Genomic DNA, 17,198 nt, shown 5'->3' on the forward strand with positions numbered 1-17,198 from the left:
TTGGAATTTAAAATATTGGAATTAAGTTTTTTAAGGGTTGGTTGACCAAATACTGCTGTTTTTAATAAACACTCTTCGGTTTAATTTAAGCTGAGCGATGATTAAATCTGCCATATCTTCAGACTGCATTACTTTCTCCGGATTTCCGTCGGTTAAGTTTAAGTCTTTAGCCATGTCAGTTGCAACGGTGCTTGGCGTTAAAGCGGTAACACGAATGTTGTGTTTTCTCATTTCCTGCATCAAAGAATCGGTTAAACCTAAAACAGCAAATTTAGAGGCGCTGTAGGCACTTGTTAAGGCATTTCCGTTTAATCCTGCAGTAGACGAAATATTGATAATATCTCCGGATTGTCTTTCGATCATATTCGGGATTACGGCACGGGTAGTATAATATGTTCCCATTAAATTTACCTGAATAATTCTTTCCCAGGCATCCGGTTCTAATTCTAAGAATTTTCCAAAAGAAGCAATTCCGGCACTGTTAATTAGAATATCAATGCTTTTAAACTGTGTCAGTGCTTTTTCGACAGCCGCATTAATTGAATTGATATCCGAAACATCAGCACTCAGAGCCAAAGCTTTTACACCCAGGTTCGAAGCTTCGTCTGCCAGCTGTTCAATGTCTTTTTGTGTTCTTGAAACTAATATCAGGTTTACACCTTCTTTTGCCAAAGCAATTGCTGCGGCTTTTCCTATTCCTTTTCCGGCACCTGTAATTAAGGCGTTTTTATTTTTTAAATCGGTCATGATTGTATTTTTTGAAATGCAGAAAGCATCATTATAAGTCTTACAAAAATAAGCTTTTGAAAACTAAAATGATGCTTTAAAATATATTCTTAATCTAAGTTTAACAACTTTTGATTATTCTTTCAGAACCATGTCAATACACATTACAGCTCCCAGAATTAATTGTCTCAACGGACTGTCAGCCGGTACTGTTTCTTCAATCTGCAGTACATAATTATCAGCACTTGTAAAAAACTCTTTTCCTAAGCCGGCCCATTTTTTACTTACCTGCGCAAGCTGTCTGTTTTCGTGAGAAAATTTAAAATCCCATCCGGTCCATTTTCCCTGAAGGGTTGCAACAGGTTTTTCGTTTTTGTCCAGAATATCAAACTTTCCGCCTATAGAAAAGAACTTTTGTTTAAAAGTACCAACCAGACGATCTTTGTCATCCAGAACTTCAACAGTCGATCTGAAAATGGCAACACCGCGTCTTACTGTAATTAATTTTTCTCCGGATGCAGTAGTGATTTCAACATTAAAAGGAGTTGCTCTTTTATAATCTGTAAAACGAAGCACTTTAGTGAAAAAACCAAGGTTATTTTCACGGCAGTTCATAATTATCTGATTGTTTTCCGGATTGTAAATGTCGTAGTTGTTGGCAGCTTTAAACATTCCGATATGTTCTTTTACTAAAAATAGATTTTGGCTTAAAATTGGGTTCATACGTTTATAAAATATTATTTTAGAATAAAGACCAAATGTAATAAAAATCGCTATGAACACACTGGTTTTACCTCTTTATATATGTAGAAATAAATTTAAAATTATACCATCATTCAAGTGAAAAACGAACAAGGATAGTGCTTGAAATTTTTATTTTTTCGAATTCGATATCAGGTTCAGAATAAGGGTTTTTATTTGTTCCGTATGCCGTAACTGCAATTTCACTGAGAGATGATATTCCTCTTACTCTTACCGGCGCAGCATTAGGGATGTTTATATTATTTATCTGAACAGCATTTCCAATTTTTTGATGCAGTGGTTTAATAAAACTCTCCGCTGTTTGTCTGGCATTTTCTGCTGCTTTTCCGTTTATCAAAAGCTGGATTTTCTTTTCGTCTGAATTCTCTGCTTTAACTACATGAACATTTGAAATACCAATGGTTTCTAATGCCAAAAAGACTTTGGATGTAGTTTTGGCATCTGTAACGATAACAGAATAGGATTTGGTTTTTAAAATATCAGTCTGTTTTAAAAGATAGGTTTTAAAATTACTCCCCATGTCCTTTACAGAAACATTCTTTTGCGTGTCGATGCCAATTTCTTCTAATTTTTTAATCATCTCGGTTTCTGCTTCCTCAACAGATTTTTTTCCTTTAAAATCTCTTTCAGCAAGAAGAATGTTTATCCAGATTTTATTCGGCATGACTAAAGTATCGGATAGTCCGTATACTTCAATATATGGTTTTTCTGTTTGATTTTTCTCCTGAGAAAATGCGTGCAGCGTACTAATAATAATTAACAGGAAGCTTAATTTTTTCATAACTATATAATTTTGGTTGATTATTTAATCGAGATTGGCGCTTTCAATAAGACGAATAAATTCGGCTTTGTATCCTTCTTTGTCAAAAGACATTCCTTGTTTAGCCAGATCTGCAATTTCTTCAGAAGATTTGTAGGCGATTAATTTAGAATCTCTTAGTTTTAATCCAAACCAGGCCACAGCAGAGCTGAATTTTAAATCATCGCTGGCTTTGCTTAGCGAAACCGCTTTGTTGTTGATAACCTGAACCATTTCGATGCTTTTGTCACCATCAGGTTTTTTATAGCGGAATTTTATCGTTGCCAATTCATTGTTGTAATGATTTGTTCCGGTTTCTGTTTTGGTATATTTTAACTCATCTGCCAGAATTTTTAAATAATCACTTTTTACTCCTGTCGGAATTATTTCGTATAAAGCCGTAACAGTGTGATTGCTGCCTAGTTCTCCCGCATCAATTGCATCATTTTTAAAATCTTCCGGACGCAGTTTTCTGTTTTCATAACCAATTAACCGGTAGGCCTGAACCTGGTTTGGATTGAATTCTATCTGAATTTTTACATCTTTGGCAATGGCAAACATCGAGCCTTTAAACTCTTTTCCAAGAAAACGATTTGCTTCCTGAATATTATCGATGTACGCATAATTTCCGTTTCCTTTATCGGCGAGAATTTCCATTTTACTGTCTTTGTAATTTCCCATTCCGTACCCCAGACAAGTTAAGAAAACGCCTGTTTTTCTTTTTTCTTCAATCAATTTTTCCATGTCAGAGTTAGAAGAACTTCCCACATTAAAATCACCATCGGTTGCCAGGATTACTCTGTTATTTCCGTTTTTTATAAAATTTTCTGTTGCAATTTTGTAAGCCAGTTCGATTCCTTCGCCTCCTGCGGTGCTTCCTCCGGCTTGTAATTTATCCAGCGCTTTGATAATCGTTTTTTTGTCAGCGCCTGAAGTTGGTTCCAGAACTACTCCTGCTGCTCCGGCGTATACTACGATCGCCGCTTTGTCTATTGGACGTAATTCGTTTACCAAAATTTTCATCGATTTTTTTAATAATGGTAATTTATTCGCTGCTTCCATAGAACCCGAAACGTCAATCAGAAAGACAAGATTCGAAGCCGGTAAATTATTCATTGGAATATCTTTGCCCTGTAAACCAATTTTCAAAATTTTGTTTTGGTCATTCCACGGAGAATCACTCAATTCTGTATTGATAGAAAACGGATGTTCCCCTTTTGGCTGCGGATAATTGTATTTAAAAAAGTTGACCATTTCTTCAACACGAACAGCATCTTTCGGGACTTTCTGCCCGCTGTTTAAAAAGCGTCTGATGTTGGTATAAGACGCATTATCAACATCGATAGAAAAAGTAGAAAGCGGTGCTGTTTTTGGACTTTCGAATGCGTTTTCTGTAAAAGTGTCATAATTTTCCTGATTCGATTCAGAAGGATTTCTGATGATGTTTAGTTTTTTATCTATTTCTTTTTCAGAAAGATTTTTAAAGAGTTCATTTTTCGTCGTAATAATAAGCGCACCATTAAGGGCTCTGCTTCCATAAAGAGCCACTGCCGATTCTTCTTTTAAAACTTTTACATCATTAATATCAGTCGGATTAATTTTTGCCATCTGATCTGCTTTTATCGGCATCCCGTCAACAATATACAGGGGTTCTTTTTTAGGAGAAACAGATTCTGCACTATTTGTAGTAAGGACCGGAGCATTTTGATGGTTTGATGAAATTTGAAGACCCGAAACAGTGCCACCTAATATTTGCAAGGATTGTTTTGCAGCTCTCTTTTTTGTTTTAGAAATTCCGTAACCTGTATAAACAACTTCCTGAAGTTCCTGAGCGCTTTGTTTTAATACTACATTTATAACATTAGAATTGTTTACGGTTACAGTCTGAGAATTCATCCCGACGAAACTAAAAGTAAGCACGTCTCCTGTTTGTGCCTTAATGGAATATTTTCCGTCAAAATCGGTGGCAGTTGATTTTTTGGTTTTTTGAATATAGACATTTACTCCGGGTATCGCCGTTGCATTTTCATCTGTAACGGTTCCGGTAATGGTTTTTTCCTGCGCCATGCTTACGAAACATATAAGCATAACAATGGCTGATGAAATAAGTTTTAAACTTTTCATGATAATGAGTTTTAGAATGAATGTTTGAGTTTAGCTTTGTCAAAGTTGAAGCTTTGACAAAGCTTTGATGTGCATTTCTGCCTATTTCTTCGGAGTTGGTCTTCCGGTTTTTGTTGTAATGATTACGACTCCTTTTTTGCCTTTTTCGCCATATTTTTCTGTGGCTTCCAGATCCTGAAGAATGGTAATGGTTTTAATTTCCTGCTGGTTTAGCGGAGCATAAGGACTTGTTGGATTAGTGCCGAACAAATCATTTTCTGAATAATAAATGCCGTCAATAATGTAAAGAGGTTCATCTAAAATTACCAGCGATTCAACATTTTCCGGCTGCAGGTTAGGGAGTTCTGCCTGCATCATTTTGTCTCTTTTGGCATCATCACTGTGCGACATCGCAGTTCCGTTAAGAATTACTAACGGGGCGCTTTTTTTAGCTCTTGCAGTCTGTTTTGCTGCAAAGGCTACTTTGGCAGATTCTCTTTCTGCACCTTTTATATAGTCCGAAGCTACAGGTGATTCTTCTTTGAAAATACTATTTACATCTTCTTTACTATCTTTTAAAGATGGGGCAGAAACAGCTTGTTCATCCGCAGTAACAGGACTTGGCATTTGAGGCATTTCTAATATTTCGGAATTTTCTGAAGATTCATGAATTGCGACTTGTTCCTGCTGTTTAATTTGTTTGTCTAAGATTGCAGCAGCTTTTTCTTTTGACACCAACGGCGAATCTGATGTAACAACTGCATTGTTTTTTTCTAAAGCCGTATTGTCAATAGGTTCTATTTGGTCTTCGTTAATTACAACTTTTGAGTTTTCGATACTTGTAGTTTTATCTGATTTTAAAAACTGAGTTCCCAGAGAAATTACTAATAAAAGAGAAGCTGCTACAGCAATTTTTTTCCATAAAGCAATCGTTTTTTTATCTTCTTTTTTATCGAGTTTGTCTTCCAGGCGCGACCAGACTTTTTCCATTCCCGGAAAATCTTTGGTTTCTGCATTATCTGCAGCTTCCTTAAATCTGTTAAATATTTTATCTTGATTGTCCATGACTATTTTGCTTTTTGATAATACAATTTATTAACCAGTTCTTTTAGTTTGGTTTTGGCAGCGTTGAGCTGCGATTTTGATGTGCCTTCAGAAATATTCAGCATTGCGGCTATTTCTTTATGTCCGAAACCTTCTATGACAAAAAGGTTGAAAACGGTTTTACAGCCATCCGGAATATGGTTTAATAAATTGAGTAAATCTTCCTCTTCTAATGTGTTTATTTCTTCGGTAAAAGGCTGGATAAGAACTTTTACATCATCAAGATACATGTTGAAATTGGTGTTTTTCCTGATGGTCGCCAAACAGTGGTTAACGGTAATTTTTCTGGCCCAGGCTTCAAAAGCTTTTTCTTCTTTCAACTGGTCAAGTTTTGTGAAAATAGTGTAGAAAGCGTCGGCAAGAGCTTCTTCAATTTCTTCTTCTTTCTTGAGGTATCGTTTGCAGACACGATACAATTTCGGAGCCATGTGCTCATAAACCTGACGCTGGGCATCACGGTTCATTTTTTTGCAGTTAGAAATTTGAGTTTCGTTTATCACAATTTTGGTCTTTAATTATAAAGAGTACTAAAAAGATAAAAAGGTTGGGACGAAGATGAAAAAAATATTTTTTTAATGGATTGTAGTATTTGTGTCTCTCTAACTTTACGAATCTCTGTGGTAAAACTGCTTTTGCAAAGAATAGCACAGAGATTCTCAAAGTAATCTCTAAACAGTATTTTTATTTAAATGAATTTTTATACCAGTTTTCTATTTTCTTAACTGATTCGAAGTCAGTTTTTGGATTAGAATTCAAACCTAAATTGATTTTTGTTTTCGAGATATAAGAATTTAGAAAAATTATCGCAAAACCACCGACTTCTCCGCTTTCGTTTGAAATATGAGATGAAAAAAAATCCATATATCCACAGCATTTTTCTTTAGAATCCATAATTGAAATTAAATATTCAACATCATCATGTTTTACCCAGTTTTCTGGAAACGCTCCTGTCATTGTAATTGTGTTTAAAGAGTTTTTACTATTATAACTTTCAGTAAAAAGCTTAATAAATGACTTTGGATCCATATCTTTTGCAGAAAGGGTCTTATAATATTTGTTTTCTTCTTTGTTCTTTTTAAAATCATAAAACAAATATGAACCTGCTAGGACAACAGAAACCATTATTAATGAAAGAATTAATTTTTTCATATATTCATTACTTAAGAGGCAATGTCAATTTATAAATCTTAGTTTCCAGAACTTCAGTGTCATTATCTTCGCAAAGTAAAAACTCGATTTTGTTATTTTCTTTTTTATAGAAAGTAAGGCCTTCAAATTTATTGGTTGAAGTAATTTTTTGAGTGAAATCTATTTTCATGGTTTTCAAATCGATTCGACCAATGAAACTTCCTAATATTTCGCCGTCGTCGTAAGTCGATTTGGTATCTTCGGCAGTTGAAAGAAAATAGATTTTATCTTCTACCAAAACGGCATCGGTAAAACTGGAACGAACACCTTTAATTTTGGGTAATTTATAATTGACAGAAATCAGGGCAAATTCATCGCCGAGACTTTTGGCATGAAGGGTAAAAATGGTGTTTTTGTTCGAAACGCCGTTTCCGCGATTAAACAGATACCAGTTTTCGCCATCGAAAATAGCACCTTCCAAATTAAAATCTTCCGGTTTTATAGAACTGAAATTCTGCATTACCGCATATAAATCGGTTAAATTATTTTTTTGTAAAACGGTTTTTGACTTAAGATCAAATTCGATCATTTTGTTTCGTTTTTCGGTTGAACCCGAACCAAAAACATAGAGGGTGTCGTTGTGATGTGTCAGGGATTCGAAATCCGGTTTTAGGTTTTTTGGGATGTTTTGTGATGCATTGTCTATTAAAGCATGCTGGTTTAGCTGCTTGTTCTGAATATTGTATTCGTATAAAAATCCGCTGTTGTCGCCAATTACGTAAAGAGAATCGTTATTGAAAAATAATCCTGATGCAGAACCAATCCCAATGATTTGAAATAATATTTCTAATGTAAATTTTTCCATGAAATGTTGTTTTGAAAATAACTGCCCAGCCCTGAGAGCAATGAAAATACTTTGAAAAGAAAATGCATTTTTTCCTGGCAGAACAAAGCGGCCGGAGAAAGCTCTTGTTATGGCTTTGGAAAAAAGCAGTTTATTAAAAAGTATTGCAATGAATAGCAGGAATATGCTTCGTAAAATTACTATATTTATAATTATATAAAATGAAAAAGATATGAAATCAATAGATCCGAAGGATTTTAAGGTGACAGAAAAAATCAAACTGAAGAAGCTGCCAACTTTATTAGATGTTGAGGCTGACGATGATGAAAAAGAGGAAAAACTTGAGAATGTAAAAGCAAAATTAAGTGACCTGCAGGATATTATGTATGCGCATAATAAATACTCGGTTTTGATTTGTCTTCAGGGAATGGATACAGCCGGAAAAGATAGTCTGGTAAGAGAAGTGTTTAAAGAATTTAATCCGCGCGGGGTAGTAGTCCATAGTTTCAAAACGCCAAATTCAACCGAATTGGAACATGATTATTTATGGCGCCATTATATTGCGCTTCCTGAAAAAGGCAAGTTTGCGATTTTTAACAGAACGCATTATGAAAATGTTCTGGTAACACGTGTACATCCTGAATTTATTCTGGCTGAAAATTTACCGGGAATTAATACAGTTGATGATATTAAGCCAAAGTTCTGGAAAGACAGAATTGAACAAATTAATAATTTTGAAAAACATATTGCGCAGAACGGAACAATCATCATGAAATTTTTTCTGCATTTAGGCAAGGATGAACAAAAGGATCGTTTATTACGCCGACTGGAAGAGGGAAAACACAACTGGAAATTCTCTCCAGGTGACCTTAAAGAACGCCAGCACTGGGATGAATATCAGCAGTATTATGAAGAAGCAATAAACGAGACTTCGACCGGGCATGCGCCGTGGTACATCGTTCCGGCAGATGATAAGGATATGGCGCGTTATATTGTAGCCAAAATTATTTGGGAAGAAATGAAACAATACAAAGACATTCAGGTTCCTGCACTCGACAAAGAAATCCTGGACAATTTTGATGTTTACAAAAAAACTTTGGAGAAGAGTTAATTAGATAATTTACAGTACATATAACCCCGACAAGTTTTCAAATACCTGTTGGGGTTTTTCTTTGTTATGCGTTTTGGAGTTAGGATTTTGTTGTAGAATAGTAAACCTTTAGAGGTTTGCTGTATAACCAGGAAACGTTTAAAAATACAAAACCCGGAAGACTATGAAAACTTCCGGGTCTGTTACCAAAAACAAAAAAATAAAATAAACCTTTCTTTTTATAGATCAAAACCATAGGCTAAACGTAGAGCCACTTGATTGGTTTTGAATTTGTTGTAGTCCTCATAACGAACACTAATGTCTATGTATTTATTAGCATACCCAATTCCAGGCGCCCATAAAAAAGTAGTGTCATCATAACCGTTAGTTACGGCAAAACCGGCACCTACTTCACCCAATACATAAAATTGGTCTTCCCAGATAAAAGCTTTAAAACCGGCTTTTGCAGGAATAAAACCTAAATCTTTTCCATCTTCTTCCGCAACAAATAAGTTAGTAAAACCTGTTGTTAAGGTCAATGATGTTTTTTTAGATAAATCATATTGTAAACGAACGTCTCCCCCAAGAGCCCAGTCGTAATCACCATCGGTCGGAAGCCCGCCGTTTAATCCAAAACCTAATCTAAATCCCTGATCGTAATTTGTTGCTGCGCTATCCTGAGCAAAAGTTGAATTGGAGTATAAAAAAGCAAAAGCAGCGAGGCATATAATTTGTAATTTTTTCATGGCATATAATTTTGAATTATTAATAATGTAAAAGTATAATCAAGGTGCACGGAGCTTGTTATATAATTTTAAAAAATCGTTACATAATATTGATGTCTGCTTAATTTTGCCTTAAAATTGGCATATATTTTTATAGATAGGACAGAATTCACCGCTTCTGACTATCTTTGCCGACTAAATTAGAATACAAGTGAATTTAAAGCAGTACACCAAAGAGTTTTCGTATAATTTAAAACTGGCTTATCCCGTAATTTTAGGTATGGTCGGCCATACTTTAATCGGTATAGTCGACAATATAATGGTCGGGAAAATAGGAAGTACTGAACTGGCAGCGGTTTCTCTTGGGAACAGCATGATTTTCATCGCCATGTCGCTTGGAATTGGCTTTTCGACCGCAATTACCCCAATTGTTGCTGAAGGAGATGCCGAGAAAAACGATTCTAAAATCCGTTCTGCATTTCATCACGGATTATTTTTATGTACCATTTTAGGTTTAGTGCTTTTTACCGTTATAATGTTTGCAAAACCTATAATGGAGTTACTAAAGCAGCCCGCAGATGTAATTGTTCTGGCAAAACCGTATTTAGGATGGGTGGCTTTTTCCTTGATTCCTTTAATTATGTATCAGGGATATAAACAGTTTGCCGACGGAATGTCGCTTACGAAATATTCTATGTATGCCATGGTAATGGCAAATGTACTGCATGTAGGCATCAACTACGTACTGATTTACGGAATATGGTTTTTTCCTAAAATGGGAATTATAGGAGCCGCACTAGGAACCGTGATTTCGAGAATATTTTTGGTAATGTTCATGCATATTATGCTTTCAAGAAGAAACGATTTAAAACGTTTCTTTAAAGGTTTCAGTTTTAACGAAATAAAAAAAGCCACTATAAAGAAAATTGTAAGCCTTGGATTTCCGTCTGCCATGCAGATGCTTTTTGAGGTTGTATTGTTTACGGCATCGATCTGGCTTTGCGGTAATATTGGAAAAACCAGTCAGGCGGCCAATCAAATTGCATTGAGTCTGGCATCGATGACGTTTATGTTTGCAATGGGATTAAGTGTAACCTCAATGATAAGGGTAAGTAACCAAAGAGGCTTAACCGATTATAAAAAACTGATTGTTGTAGCCCGTTCGATCTTTTTACTGGCGATTATTTTAGAAACCGTTTTTGCAATTTTCTTTATCATTTTTCACAACTATCTCCCTCATATTTTCTTAAACATGGAAAATACAGGACAAATTCTGGATAACGAAGAAGTAATAGCCATAGCTTCAAAATTATTATTGATTGCAGCCGTTTTTCAGATTTCTGACGGAATTCAGGTGGTTGTACTTGGCGCATTACGCGGACTTCAGGATGTAAAGGTTCCTATGTATATTACGTTTGTTGCCTACTGGATTATTGGTTTTCCAATATCGTATTATTTAGGAGAACACACACAGCTTAAAGCACAGGGAGTCTGGGTAGGTCTTTTGGCAGGATTAACAGCAGCGGCGATTTTTCTGTATATTCGCTTTCATTATTTAACGAAAAGACTAATTCTCAAATCAGAAACAAAACCAAACAACGAAACTGCAGCTGTTAAAGAAAATTTAATCGCAGTAAAATAATACTAACACTAAAAATCAATAAAATGGAATTACCTAAATTTTTACTTGGAGATAATACTGATTTTCCGGATGATATTTTCATCATTCACCTTGATTATCCTAGATTTATAATTAATTTAAAAGATGATGAGGTTGAGTTTTTAGAAGAAGCGGAAGATCTTGACGAAGCTGAATTGAATGCCGAAATGGAAGGCCTTATAGAAAAGGCAAATGAGTTTTACGACAGGGAAGTTAATCGTTACGAAGAATAGAAATTGTAATTTTTTCACCACACAAATACCACATTAAATGAAAAAATTACGATTTCTAAAACCAATAATCAATTTTATTTTAATTGGATTACTAATTACTACTTTAAGCCGGATATTTTTGTTTTTTCTTTTTAAAGAGAGAGTAGAACAAACACCGGATTTTTGGTTTATTTTTCCAATAGGTTTGCGAATGGACTTGATTTTACTTTGCTATTTATCATTTCTGCCAGCCGTTTTAATTACTTTTCTACCCAATAACTGGCTGAAATTTACCAATCGATTTTTGGTATTTTACAGCTTCCTGTTTCTGTTTTTGATTCTTTTTGTAGAATTGGCATCACCGGATTTCGTAAAACAATATGATACGCGTCCAAATAAGATTTTTCTTGATTATCTTATTTATCCAAAAGAAGTCGTTGGGATGCTGTTAAAAAGCTACATGACTTCTATTATCATCACATTTCTCATTTTGGGAGTTGTCATTTATTTTGCATTCAAAAAAGGGAAAAAGTATTTTCAGACAGAAAGCACTCCGTATAAATTGAAATTAATGCTTTTTCCACTTACGGCATTTTTGTTGTTTTTTGGGGCACGCTCAAGTCTTACTTCAAAACGTCCAATTAATGCGAGTAATGCTGTTTTTTCTACAGATCAGTTAACCAATACATTAGGACTGAATTCATTCTATACAGTTGCTTTTGCAGCTTATTCAATTAAGAATGAAGGAAACACCAAAATGTACGGAAAAATGGATGAAGCCGAAGCGATTGCACGTGTAAAAAAATACATGATCGCTGGCCCGAATGATTTTACAGATGCCGATATTCCGTTTCTGCATGTACAACAGCCGGATTCTGTTTTAAAAAAGCCGTACAATCTTGTAATCTTTTTACAGGAAAGTCTGGGAGCAGAATATGTTGGAATTTTAGGAGGAAAACCATTGACACCTGAATTTGATAAATTATCGAAAGAAGGAACTTTGTTTACCAATTTATATTGCACAGGAACCCGAAGTGTCCGCGGTATCGAAGCGGTTGTAACAGGTTTTTTGCCGTCACCGTCAGAAAGTGTTGTAAAACTGGGGAACTCACAGCAGGGATTTTTTACGCTTGCCGATGCTTTAAAACAAAAAGGGTATGAAACCAGTTTTATTTATGGCGGAATGGCGAATTTTGATAATATGGCTTCTTTTTTCAACGGAAATGGTTTCACAGATATCGTAGATCAGAACGATTTTGAATCAGATGGAAATAAATACGCTTTTAAAGGAACCTGGGGTTATTCTGATGAAGATTTGGTTACAAAAGCGAATGCTTATTTTAAATCAAAAGGAGACAAACCATTTTTCTCTTTGATGTTCTCGACTTCAAATCATGAACCTTTTGAATATCCTGCGGGAAGAATCCAGCCTTACGATAAAAAACCGGCTACCGTGAATAATGCTATGAAATATGCCGATTTCTCAATTGGGAAATTCTTCGAACTGGCTAAAAAAGAGGAATATTTCAAGAACACCATTTTCATTGTAATCGCAGATCATAATACAAGAACTTACGGCAAAAATCTGGTGCCGATAAACAAATTCCATATTCCGGCCTTCATTATGGGGCCTGGAGTTCCAAAAGGAGCTGTATATGACAGACTGGCAAGTCAGATCGATATTCCGCCAACATTGCTGGCTTATTTAGGAATTCCGTTTGAAACTCCAATGGTAGGACGAAATTTAACGAAACTGGATCCAAAAGTACAAGGAAGATCGATTATGCAGTTTAACGATATCAATGCGTTTAGAGTAGAAAATCAGGTTGTAATTATGCAGCCTAATTTGAAACCGCTGCAATTCGAAATCAAAAATGATACAACGCTGATTCCTGTAAAACTAAACGAAGATTTAGCAAAAGATGCCTTGGCGCATGTTATTACGGCAGGAAATTTATACAAAGAGAATAAATATAAATTACGTAAAAAGTAGTTTTTGAGGTTTCAAGCTGCAAAGTAAAAAAGTGACAGAGGTTCATTGAAACAGAGTATAAAACTTTGTTACTTTGAACCTCTGCTGCTTTTAGTAATTTTGTATTATGACGATACTATTAGATATAGATGGTGTGATGGTTCCTGCCAGTTCATGGAAAAGACCTGAGTTTTTAAACGATGGATTTCCAGCTTTTAGCAATATTGCTGTTAAGGCGCTTGAGAGAATTATCTCAGAAACTGGCGCTTCTATGATATTGACTACCTCACATAAGTCGAAATATTCTATTTCAGAATGGCATGAGATTTTTAAACTGAGAGGAATCAAAGTTAGTACAATTGATCGCCTTTCTGAAAACTCACCTGAATTAAGCAGGAAAGAAGAAATTTTAAAATGGGATTTTTCCAAATTAAACCACAAGAATTTTGTTATAATTGATGACGATAAATCATTAAACGGTCTTCCGGTTTTCTTAAAAGACAAACTTGTTTTAACAAGTCCCTTAGTTGGATTAACAGATGAATTAGCATCACAAGCTATCTCAATTCTTATTAAAGAAGATTAAATGAACTTGCATCACTTATATGGTGCAAACAACTTTGCGACTTTGTATCTCTGTCACTTTGTACCTTTAAAATAAAATTCCAACAAATTCTGAGCAGCTGCAAAAGGTGAAATTTCATCATTTTGCACTGCTTTTTTGCTTTGTTCCAATAACGAAATAATATCCGGCTGGTTGTAGAAATTTTGCTTCAACTGCTCGTTGATGGTTTCCATCATCCAGAAATTATTTTGTTCGTTTCTCTTTTCCTGAAAGAATCCGGTTTCTCTGGTCATTTCAAAATAATCCAGAATAGTATTCCATATATCCAAAATGCCTTCTCTTGTAACGGCGCTGCAAGTTGTTACTTTTGGCTGCCAGTTTGATTTTTTTGGAGGGAATAAATGCAAAGCCCTGTTAAAATCGACTTTTGCCTGATGAGCTTTTTTTATATTATCGCCGTCTGCTTTGTTGATTACGATGGCATCTGCCATTTCCATAATACCGCGTTTGATTCCCTGAAGTTCATCGCCGGCACCGGAAATTTTTAGTAGCAGAAAAAAATCAACCATACTGTGAACCGCAGTTTCACTTTGTCCAACGCCAACGGTTTCTATAATAATGGTATCAAAACCTGCTGCTTCGCATAAAATAATCGATTCACGAGTTTTACGGGCAACACCGCCTAAGTTTTCGCCAGATGCACTTGGGCGTATAAAAGCATTTTCATCTTTTACCAATTCCTCCATTCTGGTTTTATCACCCAGAATACTTCCGTGTGAGATAGAACTGCTGGGATCAACTGCCAGAACGGCAACTTTCTTGTTTAATTGAGTAAGATGAGTACCAAAAGCTTCAATAAAAGTACTTTTTCCAACACCGGGAACACCCGTAATTCCTATTCGTATTGATTTATTGGCATAAGGTAAACAAGCATTGATAATTTCATCTGCTTTTTCAGCATGTTCCGGATTTGTGCTTTCAACTAAGGTAATGGCACGGCTTAAAGCGGTCCGGTTTCCTGAAAGAATACCTGAAATTAATTCCTGAGAGGAGGGTTGTTGTCTGCGTTTGAATTTAATTTGATTGATAGCCGAAATGTTGGTGATTTCGGGAGATGAAATTCCAGCTTTTTCAGTTAAACTGCCGGCTTGTTTATTAAAATCAGACAAAACGCATTATTTAGAATTGTAAATGTACTGAAAACAAAAACAGTTTCAAAAGCGGAATACTGCCTAAGAAACTGTTTTTTGTTAAATATGTATTTAGAAGTTACAGAGAATAAAACTCAGCGTCTAAATTAGTATGCTGCAGTAAATCGTACCTGGTGGTGTTTTGGATTTTCAGTTTCGTCAGCAATTACAACTGCTAAATCTTCTACAGATAAAATACTTCTTTGTTCGTCATTGAAAACCGGATTTTCTAATCCTAAACGATATTTTCCTGTTCTTCCGGTTTTTGTTCCAGCGTGCATTTCAAAAGCAGGACTGAAGAATGCCCAGTCTAAATCTTTTTCTTCTTTAATAATATTTAAATAATTTCTTGCGGCATTAGCACCGGCGAAAATTTCTTTTGGGAAATCCGGCGTGTCAACGGCCTGTAAATCCGGAGCAACGTATAAACTTCCGGCGCCTCCAATAGTGATAAAACGTTTTACCCCCGATTTTTTAACCGCTTCCTGAATTGCTTTTGAACCATTAAGGAAATCATCGTAAATATTTGGGTTTGTCCATCCCGGATTATACGCATTGATAACAGCGTCATGACCTTTTAAAATTTCTGCCAAAGCATCAACATTAAAAATATCAGCAGAAACCCACACAGCATTTGTTGTATCTTTTGGAGTTCTGGCAATAGCCGTGATTTCATGTTTTCTGTCTGCTAATTCGTTTAAAATAGCTGAGCCAACAAATCCTGTAGCTCCAATAAGTGCGATTTTCATAATATATAAATTTATTTAGTAATAAAAAAAGTTACAGTTTTGGTTAAAAAAATAGTTTTAAAACTGGTTCGAAAAATCTTCTAAAGAAATTCCTTCGAGCTGTGCACTGACTTTTTTGTTCATTTCGATGTACAAGGCGTCCAGGTTTTCGTTTATCTTTTTTCCAACCGGACATTCCGGATTCGGCTGATTTTTTGCATAACCCAAACCAATTGTTTCAAAAGTCATTTCAAAAATTTCTTTTAAAGTCAGTTTTGACGAATCTACAGCCAGTTTTGTGCCGCCATTTTTTCCTTCTTTACTTTCTACAATATGGTGTGCTTTTAGGTTTGCGATTTCTTTTCGAACCAAAACAGGGTTTAGGTTGATACTTCCGGCAATAAACTCAGACGATAAATAATCATTTGGGAATTTTGTCAGCAAAGTAAGAATGTGAATCGTTATGGCAAATTTACCTGAAAGCATACTGTAATAAAATATATTACAAATATAAAGCGTTTTATAACACAAAAACTAATTTTAACCAAAAATTAATTCTTTTTAGCAATTTTTAAATGCCTATTTTTGTCTTAAGGCCTTGATATGACTAACTTTATTATAATATTCTTTTTTCTGTTTTTAGGACTGCTTCTCAAGAATGTAAAGCGGTTTCCAACCCATATTTATAAAAGCATCAATAAAATTGTTATTTATATATGCCTTCCTGCCATCACTTTATATCATATCCCGAAAATACAATGGAGCAATGAATTATTGTTCCCGATAGGAGCAGGATGGATCAGCTTTTTTCTCGCCTTTTTATTTTTTCATTTTTTAGGAAGAAGGCTGGGCTGGTCTAATAAACTTATCGGCTGTCTGATTCTTACGGCCGGTTTAAGTAATTCCTCTTTTCTTGGCTATCCAATTATAGAAGCTTTGTTTGGAAAGAAAGGATTAGAAACAGCTGTTCTCGTAGATCAGCCGGGAACTTTTGTTGTGGTTTCGACTCTGGGGGTTTTTGTTGCTGCTTTTTATTCTGATGGAAGTCCTGATTTTAAAAGTATTGCAAAAAAGATTCTGCTTTTTCCGCCGTTTCTTACTTTTATTGCAGCTTGTTTACTGAATGTTTTCAATTACGATTTGGAAGTATCGATTCAGTCGCTTTTATTAAAATTAGGAAGCCTGGTTACACCGCTTGCCTTGTTTTCGGTTGGACTTCAGTTAAGCTTTGACCGAAAAAGCCGTCACTGGAAATTTTTGCGTCTGGGGCTTTTCTTCCGGCTGATTTTTATACCGCTGTTTATTTTTATTTTATATGTTTTTGTTTTCGATCAGCGTTCGGAGGCTGTAAAAATCACGATTATCGAAGTTGCTATGGCGCCTATGATTACGGGTGCGATTCTGGCTTCGACGTATGGATTAAAACCAAAATTAAGCAGTATGATGATTGGTTTTGGTATCCCAATTTCGTTTCTCACAATCGCGATCTGGTACTTTATAACTGGGTTTATATAGACTAAAATAGTAATTATATAGAGGATGTAGAATTTTAACTTTTTTTAAGAGTTTTGATGTTTTCTCTACGAATAT

Annotated in this window: 18 protein-coding genes; 6 read left to right on the forward strand and 12 right to left on the reverse strand. The window is 35.2% G+C overall.

Going from position 1 to position 17,198, the window contains the following annotated elements:
- Positions 1-30: 30 nt before the first annotated feature.
- The 8 genes from OZP11_RS19765 to OZP11_RS19800 form a co-directional block, all read right to left on the reverse strand.
- Positions 31-747 (reverse strand): 3-ketoacyl-ACP reductase, encoded by a 717-nt coding sequence (locus tag OZP11_RS19765; protein ID WP_281232216.1) that lies wholly within the window; start codon positions 745-747, stop codon positions 31-33.
- A gap of 114 nt (positions 748-861) precedes the next feature.
- Positions 862-1,449: an LURP-one-related/scramblase family protein gene (locus tag OZP11_RS19770; protein ID WP_281232217.1), complete on the reverse strand. Its 588-nt coding sequence runs from the start codon at positions 1,447-1,449 to the stop codon at positions 862-864.
- Positions 1,450-1,558: 109 nt separating this feature from the next.
- The gene (locus OZP11_RS19775) at positions 1,559-2,269 is read right to left on the reverse strand and encodes an SIMPL domain-containing protein (protein WP_281232218.1); all 711 of its coding nucleotides are present in this window, start codon (positions 2,267-2,269) and stop codon (positions 1,559-1,561) included.
- A gap of 24 nt (positions 2,270-2,293) precedes the next feature.
- Positions 2,294-4,411, reverse strand: a complete 2,118-nt coding sequence (locus OZP11_RS19780) for a vWA domain-containing protein (RefSeq protein WP_281232219.1) — start codon at positions 4,409-4,411, stop codon at positions 2,294-2,296.
- A gap of 81 nt (positions 4,412-4,492) precedes the next feature.
- Positions 4,493-5,455 carry a hypothetical protein gene (locus OZP11_RS19785; RefSeq protein WP_281232220.1) on the reverse strand — a complete coding sequence of 321 codons (963 nt, stop codon included), beginning with the start codon at positions 5,453-5,455 and terminating at the stop codon, positions 4,493-4,495.
- Positions 5,456-5,457: 2 nt separating this feature from the next.
- Positions 5,458-5,958: an RNA polymerase sigma factor gene (locus OZP11_RS19790; protein ID WP_281232221.1), complete on the reverse strand. Its 501-nt coding sequence runs from the start codon at positions 5,956-5,958 to the stop codon at positions 5,458-5,460.
- A gap of 217 nt (positions 5,959-6,175) precedes the next feature.
- The gene (locus OZP11_RS19795; protein ID WP_281232222.1) at positions 6,176-6,643 is read right to left on the reverse strand and encodes a hypothetical protein; all 468 of its coding nucleotides are present in this window, start codon (positions 6,641-6,643) and stop codon (positions 6,176-6,178) included.
- 7 nt (positions 6,644-6,650) lie between these two features.
- Positions 6,651-7,487, reverse strand: coding sequence for a DUF6929 family protein (locus OZP11_RS19800; protein WP_281232223.1), 837 nt, complete (start codon positions 7,485-7,487; stop codon positions 6,651-6,653).
- A gap of 211 nt (positions 7,488-7,698) precedes the next feature.
- On the opposite strand from OZP11_RS19800, the gene OZP11_RS19805 reads away from it, so the two are divergent.
- A complete protein-coding gene (locus OZP11_RS19805) occupies positions 7,699-8,577 on the forward strand; it encodes a PPK2 family polyphosphate kinase (RefSeq protein ID WP_281232224.1) in 879 nt (292 codons plus the stop codon).
- A gap of 218 nt (positions 8,578-8,795) precedes the next feature.
- Here OZP11_RS19805 and OZP11_RS19810 read toward each other — a convergent pair whose 3' ends face one another.
- Positions 8,796-9,302, reverse strand: coding sequence for a hypothetical protein (locus OZP11_RS19810; protein ID WP_281232225.1), 507 nt, complete (start codon positions 9,300-9,302; stop codon positions 8,796-8,798).
- Between the two features lie 190 nt (positions 9,303-9,492).
- Here OZP11_RS19810 and OZP11_RS19815 point away from each other — a divergent pair, with 190 nt between their 5' ends.
- The 4 genes from OZP11_RS19815 (at position 9,493) to OZP11_RS19830 (ending at position 13,711) form a co-directional block, all read left to right on the forward strand.
- Positions 9,493-10,923: an MATE family efflux transporter gene (locus OZP11_RS19815; protein ID WP_281232226.1), complete on the forward strand. Its 1,431-nt coding sequence runs from the start codon at positions 9,493-9,495 to the stop codon at positions 10,921-10,923.
- A gap of 23 nt (positions 10,924-10,946) precedes the next feature.
- Positions 10,947-11,174 (forward strand): DUF8828 family protein, encoded by a 228-nt coding sequence (locus tag OZP11_RS19820; RefSeq protein ID WP_012026986.1) that lies wholly within the window; start codon positions 10,947-10,949, stop codon positions 11,172-11,174.
- Positions 11,175-11,211: 37 nt separating this feature from the next.
- Positions 11,212-13,146, forward strand: coding sequence for an LTA synthase family protein (locus tag OZP11_RS19825; RefSeq protein ID WP_281232227.1), 1,935 nt, complete (start codon positions 11,212-11,214; stop codon positions 13,144-13,146).
- A gap of 106 nt (positions 13,147-13,252) precedes the next feature.
- Entirely contained in the window at positions 13,253-13,711 is a 459-nt protein-coding gene (locus tag OZP11_RS19830; protein WP_281232228.1) for an HAD domain-containing protein, read from the forward strand.
- Positions 13,712-13,764: 53 nt separating this feature from the next.
- Here the strand turns inward: OZP11_RS19830 and meaB are convergent, their stop codons facing one another.
- The 3 genes from meaB to OZP11_RS19845 all read right to left on the reverse strand — a co-directional run bounded on the left by meaB (position 13,765) and on the right by OZP11_RS19845 (position 16,094).
- Positions 13,765-14,859 carry a methylmalonyl Co-A mutase-associated GTPase MeaB gene (gene meaB, locus OZP11_RS19835; RefSeq protein WP_281232229.1) on the reverse strand — a complete coding sequence of 365 codons (1,095 nt, stop codon included), beginning with the start codon at positions 14,857-14,859 and terminating at the stop codon, positions 13,765-13,767.
- A gap of 128 nt (positions 14,860-14,987) precedes the next feature.
- Complete coding sequence (locus OZP11_RS19840) at positions 14,988-15,629, reverse strand: NAD(P)-dependent oxidoreductase (RefSeq protein ID WP_281232230.1); 642 nt, start codon at positions 15,627-15,629, stop codon at positions 14,988-14,990.
- A gap of 57 nt (positions 15,630-15,686) precedes the next feature.
- A complete protein-coding gene (locus OZP11_RS19845) occupies positions 15,687-16,094 on the reverse strand; it encodes an RrF2 family transcriptional regulator (RefSeq protein WP_281232231.1) in 408 nt (135 codons plus the stop codon).
- A 117-nt stretch (positions 16,095-16,211) separates the two neighbouring features.
- On the opposite strand from OZP11_RS19845, the gene OZP11_RS19850 reads away from it, so the two are divergent.
- Positions 16,212-17,123 carry an AEC family transporter gene (locus OZP11_RS19850; RefSeq protein WP_281232232.1) on the forward strand — a complete coding sequence of 304 codons (912 nt, stop codon included), beginning with the start codon at positions 16,212-16,214 and terminating at the stop codon, positions 17,121-17,123.
- Positions 17,124-17,198: the final 75 nt, after the last annotated feature.

Origin of the sequence: Flavobacterium gelatinilyticum, from assembly GCF_027111295.1 — a bacterium.
In the GTDB taxonomy this organism is placed as follows: Bacteria; Bacteroidota; Bacteroidia; order Flavobacteriales; family Flavobacteriaceae; genus Flavobacterium; species Flavobacterium gelatinilyticum.

What these genes read in the sequence shown, in the direction of transcription:
- OZP11_RS19800 (WP_281232223.1), bottom strand. Translation starts at nt 7,487, where the DNA reads ATGGAAAAATTTACATTAGAAATATTATTTCAAATCATTGGGATTGGT.
- OZP11_RS19845 (WP_281232231.1), bottom strand. Translation starts at nt 16,094, where the DNA reads ATGCTTTCAGGTAAATTTGCCATAACGATTCACATTCTTACTTTGCTG.
- OZP11_RS19785 (WP_281232220.1), bottom strand. Translation starts at nt 5,455, where the DNA reads ATGGACAATCAAGATAAAATATTTAACAGATTTAAGGAAGCTGCAGAT.
- OZP11_RS19840 (WP_281232230.1), bottom strand. Translation starts at nt 15,629, where the DNA reads ATGAAAATCGCACTTATTGGAGCTACAGGATTTGTTGGCTCAGCTATT.
- OZP11_RS19795 (WP_281232222.1), bottom strand. Translation starts at nt 6,643, where the DNA reads ATGAAAAAATTAATTCTTTCATTAATAATGGTTTCTGTTGTCCTAGCA.
- OZP11_RS19810 (WP_281232225.1), bottom strand. Translation starts at nt 9,302, where the DNA reads ATGAAAAAATTACAAATTATATGCCTCGCTGCTTTTGCTTTTTTATAC.
- OZP11_RS19790 (WP_281232221.1), bottom strand. Translation starts at nt 5,958, where the DNA reads ATGAACCGTGATGCCCAGCGTCAGGTTTATGAGCACATGGCTCCGAAA.
- OZP11_RS19775 (WP_281232218.1), bottom strand. Translation starts at nt 2,269, where the DNA reads ATGAAAAAATTAAGCTTCCTGTTAATTATTATTAGTACGCTGCACGCA.
- OZP11_RS19850 (WP_281232232.1), top strand. Translation starts at nt 16,212, where the DNA reads ATGACTAACTTTATTATAATATTCTTTTTTCTGTTTTTAGGACTGCTT.
- OZP11_RS19780 (WP_281232219.1), bottom strand. Translation starts at nt 4,411, where the DNA reads ATGAAAAGTTTAAAACTTATTTCATCAGCCATTGTTATGCTTATATGT.
- OZP11_RS19820 (WP_012026986.1), top strand. Translation starts at nt 10,947, where the DNA reads ATGGAATTACCTAAATTTTTACTTGGAGATAATACTGATTTTCCGGAT.
- OZP11_RS19770 (WP_281232217.1), bottom strand. Translation starts at nt 1,449, where the DNA reads ATGAACCCAATTTTAAGCCAAAATCTATTTTTAGTAAAAGAACATATC.
- OZP11_RS19825 (WP_281232227.1), top strand. Translation starts at nt 11,212, where the DNA reads ATGAAAAAATTACGATTTCTAAAACCAATAATCAATTTTATTTTAATT.
- OZP11_RS19830 (WP_281232228.1), top strand. Translation starts at nt 13,253, where the DNA reads ATGACGATACTATTAGATATAGATGGTGTGATGGTTCCTGCCAGTTCA.
- OZP11_RS19805 (WP_281232224.1), top strand. Translation starts at nt 7,699, where the DNA reads ATGAAATCAATAGATCCGAAGGATTTTAAGGTGACAGAAAAAATCAAA.
- OZP11_RS19765 (WP_281232216.1), bottom strand. Translation starts at nt 747, where the DNA reads ATGACCGATTTAAAAAATAAAAACGCCTTAATTACAGGTGCCGGAAAA.